12 protein-coding genes are annotated in these 11,331 nt (G+C 66.3%); 9 read left to right on the forward strand and 3 right to left on the reverse strand.

Annotation, left to right across the window (positions count from 1 at the left end; genetic code table 11):
- Nucleotides 1–24: 24 nt before the first annotated feature.
- Genes ABMC89_RS00985 through ABMC89_RS00995 form a run of 3 tightly spaced genes read left to right on the forward strand, consistent with a single transcriptional unit; the run spans nucleotide 25 to nucleotide 1,516 of the window.
- Complete coding sequence (locus ABMC89_RS00985) at nucleotides 25–348, forward strand: 2Fe-2S iron-sulfur cluster-binding protein (RefSeq protein ID WP_349564271.1); 324 nt, start codon at nucleotides 25–27, stop codon at nucleotides 346–348.
- Nucleotides 348–1,112 carry an FG-GAP repeat domain-containing protein gene (locus tag ABMC89_RS00990; protein ID WP_349564273.1) on the forward strand — a complete coding sequence of 255 codons (765 nt, stop codon included), beginning with the start codon at nucleotides 348–350 and terminating at the stop codon, nucleotides 1,110–1,112. The genes ABMC89_RS00985 and ABMC89_RS00990 overlap by 1 nt, the downstream gene beginning before the upstream one ends.
- Nucleotides 1,112–1,516 carry a hypothetical protein gene (locus ABMC89_RS00995; RefSeq protein WP_349564275.1) on the forward strand — a complete coding sequence of 135 codons (405 nt, stop codon included), beginning with the start codon at nucleotides 1,112–1,114 and terminating at the stop codon, nucleotides 1,514–1,516. The genes ABMC89_RS00990 and ABMC89_RS00995 overlap by 1 nt, the downstream gene beginning before the upstream one ends.
- A 9-nt stretch (nucleotides 1,517–1,525) precedes the next feature.
- Here ABMC89_RS00995 and purD read toward each other — a convergent pair whose 3' ends face one another.
- Nucleotides 1,526–2,791 carry a phosphoribosylamine--glycine ligase gene (gene purD / locus ABMC89_RS01000; RefSeq protein WP_349564277.1) on the reverse strand — a complete coding sequence of 422 codons (1,266 nt, stop codon included), beginning with the start codon at nucleotides 2,789–2,791 and terminating at the stop codon, nucleotides 1,526–1,528.
- A 72-nt stretch (nucleotides 2,792–2,863) separates the two neighbouring features.
- On the opposite strand from purD, the gene xseA reads away from it, so the two are divergent.
- The gene (gene xseA / locus ABMC89_RS01005; RefSeq protein WP_349564279.1) at nucleotides 2,864–4,402 is read left to right on the forward strand and encodes an exodeoxyribonuclease VII large subunit; all 1,539 of its coding nucleotides are present in this window, start codon (nucleotides 2,864–2,866) and stop codon (nucleotides 4,400–4,402) included.
- A gap of 129 nt (nucleotides 4,403–4,531) precedes the next feature.
- Here xseA and ABMC89_RS01010 read toward each other — a convergent pair whose 3' ends face one another.
- Nucleotides 4,532–4,939, reverse strand: coding sequence for a hypothetical protein (locus ABMC89_RS01010; RefSeq protein ID WP_349564281.1), 408 nt, complete (start codon nucleotides 4,937–4,939; stop codon nucleotides 4,532–4,534).
- Between the two features lie 173 nt (nucleotides 4,940–5,112).
- Here ABMC89_RS01010 and ABMC89_RS01015 point away from each other — a divergent pair, with 173 nt between their 5' ends.
- Nucleotides 5,113–6,813, forward strand: a complete 1,701-nt coding sequence (locus tag ABMC89_RS01015) for an NAD(P)H-dependent oxidoreductase subunit E (RefSeq protein WP_349564283.1) — start codon at nucleotides 5,113–5,115, stop codon at nucleotides 6,811–6,813.
- A 2-nt stretch (nucleotides 6,814–6,815) separates the two neighbouring features.
- Here ABMC89_RS01015 and ABMC89_RS01020 read toward each other — a convergent pair whose 3' ends face one another.
- Nucleotides 6,816–7,706, reverse strand: coding sequence for a lytic transglycosylase domain-containing protein (locus tag ABMC89_RS01020; RefSeq protein WP_349564285.1), 891 nt, complete (start codon nucleotides 7,704–7,706; stop codon nucleotides 6,816–6,818).
- Nucleotides 7,707–7,820: 114 nt separating this feature from the next.
- On the opposite strand from ABMC89_RS01020, the gene ftsY reads away from it, so the two are divergent.
- Genes ftsY through ABMC89_RS01040 form a run of 4 tightly spaced genes read left to right on the forward strand, consistent with a single transcriptional unit; the run spans nucleotide 7,821 to nucleotide 11,326 of the window.
- On the forward strand, nucleotides 7,821–9,209 hold the full coding sequence (ftsY, locus tag ABMC89_RS01025; RefSeq protein WP_349564287.1) for a signal recognition particle-docking protein FtsY: 1,389 nt from the start codon (nucleotides 7,821–7,823) through the stop codon (nucleotides 9,207–9,209).
- Nucleotides 9,206–9,796: a hypothetical protein gene (locus ABMC89_RS01030; protein ID WP_349564289.1), complete on the forward strand. Its 591-nt coding sequence runs from the start codon at nucleotides 9,206–9,208 to the stop codon at nucleotides 9,794–9,796. Before ftsY ends, ABMC89_RS01030 begins: the two co-directional genes overlap by 4 nt.
- A gap of 3 nt (nucleotides 9,797–9,799) precedes the next feature.
- Complete coding sequence (locus ABMC89_RS01035) at nucleotides 9,800–10,702, forward strand: EamA family transporter (RefSeq protein WP_349564291.1); 903 nt, start codon at nucleotides 9,800–9,802, stop codon at nucleotides 10,700–10,702.
- A 3-nt stretch (nucleotides 10,703–10,705) separates the two neighbouring features.
- Nucleotides 10,706–11,326, forward strand: a complete 621-nt coding sequence (locus ABMC89_RS01040; protein WP_349564293.1) for an inner membrane-spanning protein YciB — start codon at nucleotides 10,706–10,708, stop codon at nucleotides 11,324–11,326.
- Nucleotides 11,327–11,331 lie beyond the last annotated feature (5 nt).

Genomic DNA, 11,331 nt, shown 5'->3' on the forward strand with positions numbered 1-11,331 from the left:
ACAAACACCAAGGGGACACGCAAGATGGCCAAGATCACCTACGTAGAGCACAATGGAACCGAACACGTCGTCGACGTGGCCAATGGGCTGACGGTCATGGAAGGTGCGCGCGACAACAACATTCCCGGCATCGAGGCCGACTGCGGCGGCGCCTGCGCTTGTTCGACCTGCCACGTCTATGTCGACCCCGCGTGGGTGGAAAAGCTGCCGGCGAAGGACGACATGGAAGAAGACATGCTGGATTTCGCCTATGAGCCGGATCCGGAGCGCTCGCGCCTGACCTGCCAGTTGAAGGTCAGTGACGCACTGGACGGGCTGCGCGTGCAAATGCCCGAAAAGCAGATCTGATGCCAGCGGGGCCGCGGCGTCCGGCGCAGCACCCGCAGCGCCGTTCCGCGCGCCGCGGAGGGCTGGCTTTGTGTGTGGTGCTGGCGTTGCCGGCGCCTGCCGCGGCGCTGGCGCAGGGCTGGCAGACTGCCGCACTCGAGGCCGCCGAGTACGGCGCGCCCACGGAGCGCTATCCGCACGGCGTTCTCGGTGATGACACCGAATACGGCAGCCTGACCCTTCACTACGGATCCGCCCGCCTGACGATCACCCTGCCGCAAACGCGTGTGTTCGAGGATGTCGCCCCGCGTCTGGCGGATGTGGACGGCGATGGCCGCCGCGAGGCGGTGGTCGTGGAGAGCGACCAGTCGCTGGGCGCGCGGCTGGCGATCTACAACGGCGGCGGGCTGCTGGCCGCGACCCCCTTCATCGGGCAGCGCTTCCGCTGGCTGGCGCCTGTCGCCATTGCGGACCTCGACGGCGATGGCCGGATTGAGCTTGCCTATATCGACCGGCCGCATCTGGCCAAAACCCTGCGGGTCTGGCGGATGGAGAATGGCACCCTGCGCGAAATCGCAACGCGGACGGGGCTGACCAATCACCGCATAGGGGAACGCGACATCGCCGGTGGTCTGCGCCTCTGCGCGGACCGGCCCGAGATGGTCCTTGCCACTGCGGACTGGTCGCGGCTTGTCGCGGTGCGCTTCGATGGCGCCTCAGCCGAGGTGCGCGACATCGGCCCGCAGACGGGACGCGCCAGCTTCGCCCGCGCGATGGGCTGCTGATGAGGCGCGTCATCGCCTTCCTCTGTCTGGCGGTCCTGATGCTCCCCGCCGCCACCCGCGCGCAGGAGCAGATCACGCCCGAGGCGTTCCTAGATATCGCCGTGGGCCGCACGCTGAGCTTTCGCGGGCTGGAGACGGACACTCTGGTCGGCGTCGAGCAGTTCCTGCGCCGCGACCTGTCGGTCTGGGCCGGAGAGGACGGGCGCTGCACCTATGGCCGGATCGAGATCCGAGGGCCGCTGTTGTGCTTTCTCTACGAGGATTTCACCGATCCCGACAATTGCTGGATGCCGTTCAACGACGCCGGACAGCTGCTGGTGGTCTCGCGCTCGTCGTTCGAGGTGCAGCGCATCAGCGACATCAGTGACACTCCTGTCGAGTGCCGGGGCGCGCCGCTGTCCTGAGCGTCTGCGTCAGTCGAGCGCGCGCCACCCGATGTCGCGCCGGAAAAACCCGTCCGGCCAGTCGATGGCATCGACCATCGCGTAGGCGCGCTGCTGTGCTTCGGCCAGCGTATCGCCGCGCGCGGTGACGTTCAGCACCCGGCCACCGCTGGCAACGGTCTTGCCATCGCGCTGGGACGTGCCTGCGTGAAACACCATGTTGCGGCTGTCCTCGGGCAGCGCATCGAGGCCACCGATCACCGATCCCTTTTCATAGCTGCCCGGATAGCCGTTGGCCGCCATGACCACCGTCAGCGCATGGTCCTCGGCCCAGTTGACGGTCATGCCCGACAGACGCCCTTCGGCGGCGGCATGCATCAGGTCGAAGGCCTGCGCGCCCAGCCGCATCATGAGGACCTGGCATTCGGGATCACCGAAACGCACGTTGTATTCCACCAGACGCGGCGCGCCGTCCTTGATCATCAGCCCGGCATAGAGCACGCCCTGATAGGGCGACCCGCGCCGCGCCATCTCGGCCACGCAGGGTTTGACGATTTCGTCGAGGGCGCGCTGCGCCACTGCATCGGTGAGGACCGGCGCGGGCGAATAGGCCCCCATGCCGCCGGTGTTCGGGCCGGTGTCGCCGTCGCCCACGCGCTTGTGGTCCTGTGCCGTCCCGATGGGCAGCACGTCGGTCCCGTCACAGAGCACGAAGAACGATGCTTCCTCGCCGTCCATGAACTCCTCGATCACAACTTCGGCGCCCGCGTCACCGAAACTGCCGCCGAACATGTCGTCGATCGCTGCCTCGGCCTCGGCCACGGTTTCGGCAATGATCACGCCCTTGCCGGCGGCCAGCCCGTCTGCCTTGACCACGATCGGCGCACCCTGCGCGCGCACGTAGTCCTTGGCAGCGGCGGCATCGGTGAAATGCCCGTAGGCGGCTGTGGGCGCCCCCGCGGCATCGCAGATCTCCTTGGTGAAGGCCTTCGAGGCCTCCAGCGCCGCCGCCGCGCGCGAGGGACCGAACACCAGCACACCGGCATCGCGCAAACGGTCCGCCACCCCGGCGGCCAGCGGGGCTTCGGGGCCGACAATGACGAAATCGATGCTGTTGCGCTCGACCATGTCGATCACGTCCTCGCCGCTCTCGATGTCTATCGAGGCGCATTCGGCGATGGCCGCGATGCCCGCATTGCCCGGCGCCACGATCAGCTTGTCACATTTGGGATTTTGCATGACGGCCCAGGCCAGACTGTGTTCGCGTCCACCGCCGCCGAGGATCAGGATATTCATGGCGCGCACTCCCTTGGCCTTCGATGCTGCGCGTTTTATGCTGGCGCGACCCGATGCACAAGGACGCCCCGCATGGAGCTTTTCGACGACGACGAGGCCGGACCGGGCAACAGCCCCGAATACACCGTTGCCGAACTCTCCGGCGCCATCAAGCGCACGATCGAGGGCGAATTCGGCCATGTCCGCGTGCGCGCCGAGGTCGGTCGCGTCAGCACCCCGCGCTCGGGCCATGTGTACCTCGATCTCAAGGACGACAAGGCGGTGATCTCGGGGATCATCTGGAAGGGCCGCGCCGCACAGCTCGATACCCGCCCCGAAGAGGGCATGGAGGTGATCGCGACAGGCCGGCTGACCACCTTCCCAGGACAGTCGAAATACCAGATCATCATCGAGGACCTGAAGCCTGCGGGCATGGGCGCGCTGATGGCGCTTCTGGAAAAGCGCAAGGCGGCGCTGCAGGCCGAGGGGCTGTTCGCGCCCGAACGCAAGCGTCCCATTCCCTATCTGCCGGATGTGATCGGGGTGGTCACCTCGCCCTCGGGCGCGGTCATCCGCGACATCCTGCACCGTCTGCGCGACCGGTTCCCGCGCAAGGTGCTGATTTGGCCGGTCGCCGTTCAGGGGGCCAAATGCGCGCCCGAGGTCGCCCGCGCCATCGCGGGGTTCAATGCCCTGTCGCCGGGCGGCGCGATGCCGCGCCCGGACCTTATCATCGTCGCGCGCGGGGGCGGCTCGGTCGAGGACCTGTGGGGCTTCAACGAGGAAATCGTCGCCCGTGCGGCGGCCGCCTCGCAGATCCCGCTGATATCGGCTGTCGGGCACGAGACGGACACGACGCTGATCGACTATGTGTCGGACAGGCGCGCGCCCACACCCACGGCTGCGGCCGAAATGGCCGTGCCTGTGCGCCACGAACTCATGGCATGGCTCGACCAGCAGGGCGCGCGCATGTCGCAGGCGCTCAGCCAGGGGCTGATCCGGCGCGACCAGCGTCTGCGCGATCTGTCGCGGGCGCTGCCACGGCCCGATACGCTGCTCGACACGCCCCGGCAGCGGCTGGACCGCGCGGGCGACCGGCTCGATCCGGCGCTCGGGACAGGCGTGCAGCGCCGCAAGCTGCGCCTTGCCACTCTCGCGGGGGGGCTGCGCCCGAAAACCCTGCGCGACCGGATCGCGGCGGACCGGCGCGCGCTCGAGCGTCTCTCGGCGCGGCTGTCTCCCGCACTCCAGCGCGGGCTGGCGGACAAGCGCCGCGCCGTCGCCAACCTGCGCCTGCGCCCGGACGCGATCGAACGCGAACGGCGCCGGCAGGCCGACCGCTACGCTGTGCTGTCAAAACAGCTGTCGGGCACCGCCTTGCGCCAGATCGCCCGGTGGCGCGGCCGGATCGACGGGGCCGAACGCCTGCGCCGGACACTGGGGTACGAGGCAACGCTCGAACGCGGCTTTGCGGTGGTACGCGGGGCCGGGCGGGTTCTCACCTCGGTCGAGGACGCGCGCCAGTCACCGGCCCTCGAAATCCAGTTCGCGGACGGACGCCTCGCCATCGGCGGGTCAAAGACCCCCGCGCGACCGGCGAAAAAACCACCCGAACAGGGATCGCTTTTCTAGAACCGGCGCCAGCCAGACGGCCTGCCGGCAGGTCGCATGGCTCACCGGTCGTCGGATCTCCATTTTGCCCTTAAACTCCGGGGGGAACCTGCGCCCGCGCAGGTGGGGGGCAGCGCCCCCCGTCACCGCTCACACCCCGATCTTCGGCCCGAGGCAGAGAAACTCCTCGGTGCTTTCGTTCGCCTCGTAAAGCGGGGTCTGCGCGGGATCGTTCTCGAACCGTGCCACCAGCCCGCCCGCGCCGCGCTCGAAGCTCCAGCATTGCGGGTCGGGGCGGTCTTCGTAGACGAAACAGATCAGCCCGTCCGCCTCGTACCATTCCCCGTCCTTGCACTCGCCGTCCAGAAAGGTCCAGCGCACGCGCCGGTCCGGCAGATAGATCTCGGCCCCGTAGGGCGTGCCGCCGTCCCCGTAAAAAAGCGTCTTGCCGCGGGTATAAGCATCGAATTCCTCCGCACTCATGCTGTCCTGTGCGGCGGCAGGCAGGGCAAGGGCGACAAGGGTGCAGATCGGGGCAAGACGCGACAGGATTTTCATGGGCCGAGACTGCCAGATCGCAACGCCTGTTGCCAGATGCGGCGGGATGTTTCCGATCCGCACCGGCGGCGATCCGCGACCGCGCAAACTCGGGCAGAATAGTCGTTTTTCGGCTCAAAGCCGGCGGCGGGCTTTGCTACATCAAAGACAGTTTTGGCGAGGAGTGCTCCACAATGGCCTTGGATGCGGAAAAAGCGAGCCCCGAAAAGGGCGTCTGGAAATCGGGCAAGGGGCGCGGGCGCCGTCATACCAAGGGCCGCCAGCTTGACGATACCGCATGGACGGACGTGCGCCACCTTCTGGGGGCAGAGCCGCGCGACCGTGACCTGCTGATCGAACATCTGCATCTCATTCAGGACGAATACGGCCATCTGTCGGCGGCGCATCTGCGCGCGCTGGCCGAGGAAATGCGCCTGTCGATGGCCGAAGTCTACGAGGTCGCGACCTTCTACGCCCATTTCGACGTGGTCAAGGAGGGCGAAACACCGCCGCCCGCGCTCACGATCCGCGTGTGCGATTCGCTCAGCTGCGAACTCGCCGGCGCGCAGGCGCTGAAAGCCGCGCTCGAGGACGGGCTCGATCCGCATGAGGTCCGTGTGCTGCGCGCGCCCTGCATGGGCCGCTGCGATAGGGCGCCGGTTCTTGAACTCGGCCACCGCCACATCGACAACGCCACCCCCGAAAAGGTCGAGGCCGCCATCGCATCCGGTGACTTCCACGCCGAGATCCCCGACTACGAGACCTATGAGGCCTACGCGGCGCAGGGCGGCTACGACACGCTCAAGGACCTGCGCGCGAACGGCGACTGGGAAGAGGTCCAGCAGCGGGTTGCCGACAGCGGCCTGCGCGGTCTGGGCGGGGCGGGCTTTCCGTCCGGCAAGAAATGGGGTTTCGTGCGCGGAAATCCCGGACCCCGCCTGATGGCCGTCAACGGCGACGAGGGCGAGCCGGGCACCTTCAAGGACCGCTATTACCTCGAACGCACGCCGCATCTGTTTCTCGAAGGGATGCTCATCGCCGCATGGGCCGTCGAGGCCGAGCGCGTCTATCTCTACATGCGCGACGAATACCCCGCCGTACTGGAAATCCTCGCCCGTGAAATCGCGGCGCTGGAGGACGCGGGCGTGGTCGAGACCGGCTATATCGACCTGCGCCGCGGAGCAGGGGCCTATATCTGCGGCGAGGAATCCGCGATGATCGAAAGCATCGAGGGCAAGCGGGGCATACCGCGCCACCGCCCGCCCTATGTCGCGCAGGTCGGCATCTTCGGCAAACCTACACTGGTCCACAATGTCGAGACACTCTACTGGGTCGCGCGTGTCTGCCGCGAGGGCGCCGAGATCCTGTCCTCGGTCGAGAAAAACGGCCGCACGGGGCTGCGCAGCTATTCGGTATCGGGGCGCGTGGCGCAGCCCGGTGTCTATCTTCTGCCCGCGGGATCGACGATCACCGACATCATCGACGCCGCCGGCGGCATGGCGGAGGGGCACCGGTTCAAGGCATACCAGCCGGGCGGGCCGTCCTCGGGGCTTTTGCCCGCGTCGATGGGCGATATCGCGATGGATTTCGACACGCTCCAGCCACACGGCAGCTTCATCGGCTCCGCCGCCGTGGTGGTCCTGTCCGACCACGACAGCGCCCGCGCGGCAGCCCTGAACATGCTGCGCTTTTTCGAGGATGAAAGCTGCGGCCAATGTACGCCCTGCCGCGTCGGCTGCGAAAAGGCGGTCAAGCTGATGCAGGCGGACCGCTGGGATCAGGAGCTGCTGGAGGATCTGAGCCAGGCCATGGTCGATGCGTCGATCTGCGGGTTGGGACAGGCCGCGCCGAACCCGATCCGGCTGACGATGAAACATTTCCCCGACGAGATCTGAGCCTAGTTGTTCTGCACCACAAGGCAGGTGCACCCGCGCCGCCTCAGCGCGGTGCAAAGCTCGGTCGCGCCGTCGCGGGTGTTGCGCCCGACACGCCCGAAGAAGTAGCCCTTCTTGCCCGACACGCGGTTCTTGACGTAAATCAGGTCGAGCTTTTCCGTTTGCAGCGGTGCGCGGCAGGAGGCTGTGGCGCGCCCGATCTTGGCCTTGGCGGCGTCCCTGGAGGTGCCGAAACCCAGCTGCACACCCCATGGTTTCAGCGGCGGGGGCGGGGGAGTGGCCTGTTTCACCGGCGTCAGCCGCCGGTTTTGCGCCATATCGCGACAGCCCTCGTAGAAGGATTTCGACGGATCCAGCGTGAAATCCGGATCCGCGGGCGGCGTATCGCGCCATTGCTCCGCGGTCAGGCCCGTGATGATCGGGACATAGGCCACGGTTTCCGGCGCCAGCCCCTTGCCCTGCACGAATCCTTCGGCGCGCCGCTCGCCACCGTTATAGCCGATCGCGGCCAGCCCTTCGTTGCCGTAGCGGCGCGCCATCTCGGCAAGGTAGTGGGCGGAATGGTCCAGCGCGTCCGCCGGATTGTAGGGGTCTTTCAGCCCCCGCAGCAGCGCAGTCGAAGGGATGAACTGCGCTATGCCGCGCGCGTCTGCGTGGCTCAGCGCGTTGGGGTCAAAACGGCTTTCCTGCCAGATCAGCCGCGCGAAGAACGCAGGATCAAGCCCGTGACGCTTGGCGAAAACCTCGATCGCGTTGCAGGTGTCATAGACGAAATGCGCGGACCGGATGCAGTGCACATGACCCCATTTGCCGGTGCTGCACGCCTTGTCGGGCGGTTCGGCCAGTGCTGCACCGCTCCACAGGATCGCCAGACATAGGATCAGCTTGCGCATGGGCAATTGGTGGCGCGCGGGCGGGGCAAAGTCAATCTTCGCGCGCTCCCTTCCATCCGGCCCGCCAAGGGGTTAGATCAGATGCGACCGCAGTAACGATGGTGGGGCCCGCGCGTGGCGTTTTTCAAGAAGCTCAAGGACCGGATGTTCAAATCCTCGTCGAAGATTGACGAGGGGCTTGAGGCAATCGTCGCCGATGGCGGCGAGGCCGACGCAGGCGCGGTGGACCAGCGTATGGATGATCCCGCGCAGGCGGCTGCCGACCTTCCCGAAGCTGCAACGCCCGACAGCGTCAGCATTGAGCAGCAGGAGGCCGCCGAACGCGAGGCCGCGCAGGAAGCCGCAGAGGCCGCCGCGCGCCGCGCGGAAGAGGAACGTGCAAGAGCGGCCCAAACCGAAGCCGCACGCGCGCAGGCGGCAGAAGCCGCAGCACAGGCGGAAAAGGATGCCGCCGCAGCGCAGGCCGAGCGCGACGCCGCCGAAGCGCAGGCGGAACGGGATCGGCAAGCGGCCCGCGCCGAGCAGGCCGCGCCGAAGCCGACACCCCCGCCGGTCCCGCCTGCCGCCGGTCCCGATCCGCTGCTGGTCGAGGAAACCGTACAGGAGCCCGCGCCGAAACGCGGCATTCTGGGCCGGCTGGTCGGTCGCGGCAAAGAGGCGCCCGTGGTGCGCCGCACGCTTGACGATGCGATGCTGGAACAGCTCGAAGAGTTGCTGATCTCCGCCGATATGGGGGTCGATACCGCCCTGCGCGTCACGGCCAACATGGCCGAAGGCAGGCTGGGCCGGAAGCTTTCCGTGCAGGAGATCAAGACGCTGATGAGCGAGGAGATCGCCCGCATCATGGAGCCGGTGGCCAAGCCGCTCCCGCTTTATACCAAGAAGCCGCAGGTCGTGCTGGTGGTTGGCGTGAACGGATCGGGCAAGACGACGACCATCGGCAAACTCGCCAGCCAGTTTCGCGCGGCGGGCAAGTCCGTGGTCATCGCCGCCGGCGATACCTTCCGCGCTGCCGCCGTGGAGCAGTTGCAGGTCTGGGGCGAGCGCGCCGGTGTGCCGGTGCTGACCGCCCCGGAAGGGTCGGATCCCGCAAGCCTTGCGTTCGACGCGATGACCAAGGCCGAGGCCGACGGGGCGGACCTGTTGATGATCGATACGGCGGGCCGGTTGCAGAACCGGTCGGACCTGATGGAAGAACTGGCCAAAATCGTGCGCGTCATCCGCAAGAAAGACCCCGACGCGCCGCACAACACGCTTCTGGTGCTCGACGCGACCACCGGCCAGAACGCCATCAATCAGGTGAAGGTGTTTCAGGAGATTTCGGATGTGTCCGGTCTGGTGATGACAAAGCTCGACGGGACCGCGAAGGGCGGTGTGCTGGTGGCGCTCGCGGACCAGTTCGGCCTGCCCATCCACGCCATCGGTGTCGGTGAACAGATCGACGATCTGCAACCCTTCGATCCGCAGGATTTCGCGGACGCGCTGACAGGGATCGCCCGATGATAACCGAAGAGGCGATCGCGAGGATCGGCTCCTGGGAGCTCTATTTCGATGTCACGCTGCTGGTCGCCCTCGCGGGCGTTGTCTGGACGGTGGTTTCACGGCTCGCGCAGGCGGCGTTTTTCGTTCTGTCGCTGCGCACCCGCGAGATCGAGATCGATCTCAAGGCCAAGGCCGAGATCCCCGACGAGATCGCAGGTCTGCATCTGCTCTTCATCCGCTACGGCAACGATCTCTACCTGCGCGATCTCGCCAGCGACCGCGAGAAATACCACGGGCGCCTGCGCAACAAGGTCAAGCAGATCAGGATCGACCGTGAAACACTCGGAGAGCGTCCGATCAAGGTGCCTTTGCGGGTGCACAAACGTCTGGGAAGCCAGTTCAAACTCTTTGTCGAGGTGAACGGGGATCCGTCGCCGGTGGTGGACTATCTGGAAAGCCACGACATGATCTCGGGAGTTGGTGTCGCGCGTCGCCCGTTCAGGGGCAAACACGATACCGGGCGCAGCCGCGTTTGGTTCCTGCTCGACCAGATCGACAAGGTCGAGACGGTGGACGGCATGACCAACAACTTCGTCTTTCCGGTCTGAGCGATGACAGAGTGGATCATTTCCATCGAAGGCACCGAGGCGGGCCATACCGCGGCGCTGATCCTTGCGCTGATGGCGGCGTTCCTGCACGCGGTTTTCGGCGCGTTGCAGAAGGGCCGGCACGATCCATGGCTGACACGCGGTGCCATCGACGGATGCTACTGCGTGATGGCCGCGCCCTTCGCGCTTTTTGTCGTGCCGTGGCCCGAGCCGCATATGTGGGCGATTTTCGCGGGCGCCTTCGTGATCCATCTGGCCTACAAGCTGTTGCAGGCCATGGCCTATTCACGCGGGGCGTATACGGTCGTCTACCCGGTGGTGCGCGGAACCGGGCCGCTGTTCACGGTGATCGGCGCCTACCTGATCTTCGGCGAGGTATTCAACGGCGTTCAGTGGCTGGGCGTCGGGGTCCTGATGGCCGGTATCTTCGGCCTCGCGGTCTATAACATGATCTTTCTGGTGTCCGAGCGTGACACGCTGAACGCCGCACTCGCGCTTGCGGTGCTGACCGGGATTTTCGTGGCGCTCTATACCACTTACGATGCCTACGGTATCCGCGCCACGGCGGACCCCTTCACCTTTCTGGCGTGGTTTTTCATGATCGACGGGCTGGTGTTCCCGTTCCTTGCGCTGCGGCGCTGGCGTGCGATGGAGCATCGCCCCGCGCCTGCACCGCTGCTGCGGCGCGGTGTGCTGGGCGGTATCGTCGCCTTCCTCAGCTTTGGCGCGGTCATGCTGGCCACGCGCCTCGACAAGGTGGGCGAGGCGGCTGTACTGAGAGAGACATCCACCGTCTTTGCCGCGCTGATCGGCTGGCTGGTGCTGAAGGAAACCGTAGGCCCCCGCCGGATCGCGCTGATGACGCTGATCGCGATCGGGGCCGTTATCGTCGAATTTGGAGGCTGACCCTTGGCAGACCCGCGCGAAATCAATCCGATCCTGAAACAGGTGCTCGAATTGGGGCCGACAATCGCCTTTTTCGTGCTTTACCTGCGGATCAAGGACGACACCTTTGCCTTCGGCGGCACCGACTACAGCGGGTTCATCGTGGCCGCCGTCGTGTTCGTGCCGATCCTGCTGCTGGCGATGGGGATCCTGTGGGCGCTGACCGGCAAGTTGAGCCGGATGCAGATATTCACGGCCTTCATGGTGATTTTCTTCGGCGGTCTGACCGCGTGGTTCAACGACGAGCGGTTCTTCAAGATGAAAACGACGATTGTCTACGGGCTGCTGGCGGTGCTGCTGGGGATCGGGCTGTTGCGCGGGCGGTCGTGGCTGGAATTTGTGATGGGCGACATGATGCCCATGCGCCACGAGGGCTGGATGATCCTGACCCGCCGCCTGACTGCAGCCTTCGCCGTGCTGGCCGTCGCCAACGAGGTGATCTGGCGCACCATGTCGACCGAAACATGGGTCAAGATCGAGACCTTCGGCTTTCCGGTTGCGCTGATGGTGTTCCTGTTCTGGCAGTTCTCGCAGCTACAGCCGCACCTGATCGAGGACGGCGACGAGGACCGTGCCGCCCGCTGAGACCC

The sequence above is a fragment of the Sulfitobacter sp. HNIBRBA3233 genome (assembly GCF_040149665.1).
In the GTDB taxonomy this organism is placed as follows: Bacteria; Pseudomonadota; Alphaproteobacteria; order Rhodobacterales; family Rhodobacteraceae; genus Sulfitobacter; species Sulfitobacter marinivivus.

Bases quoted from the DNA above. Each gene is read 5' to 3' on its own strand.
- ABMC89_RS00985 (WP_349564271.1), top strand. From the start codon at position 25: ATGGCCAAGATCACCTACGTAGAGCACAATGGAACCGAACACGTCGTC.
- ABMC89_RS00990 (WP_349564273.1), top strand. From the start codon at position 348: ATGCCAGCGGGGCCGCGGCGTCCGGCGCAGCACCCGCAGCGCCGTTCC.
- ABMC89_RS00995 (WP_349564275.1), top strand. From the start codon at position 1,112: ATGAGGCGCGTCATCGCCTTCCTCTGTCTGGCGGTCCTGATGCTCCCC.
- purD (WP_349564277.1), bottom strand. From the start codon at position 2,791: ATGAATATCCTGATCCTCGGCGGCGGTGGACGCGAACACAGTCTGGCC.
- xseA (WP_349564279.1), top strand. From the start codon at position 2,864: ATGGAGCTTTTCGACGACGACGAGGCCGGACCGGGCAACAGCCCCGAA.
- ABMC89_RS01010 (WP_349564281.1), bottom strand. From the start codon at position 4,939: ATGAAAATCCTGTCGCGTCTTGCCCCGATCTGCACCCTTGTCGCCCTT.
- ABMC89_RS01015 (WP_349564283.1), top strand. From the start codon at position 5,113: ATGGCCTTGGATGCGGAAAAAGCGAGCCCCGAAAAGGGCGTCTGGAAA.
- ABMC89_RS01020 (WP_349564285.1), bottom strand. From the start codon at position 7,706: ATGCGCAAGCTGATCCTATGTCTGGCGATCCTGTGGAGCGGTGCAGCA.
- ABMC89_RS01030 (WP_349564289.1), top strand. From the start codon at position 9,206: ATGATAACCGAAGAGGCGATCGCGAGGATCGGCTCCTGGGAGCTCTAT.
- ABMC89_RS01035 (WP_349564291.1), top strand. From the start codon at position 9,800: ATGACAGAGTGGATCATTTCCATCGAAGGCACCGAGGCGGGCCATACC.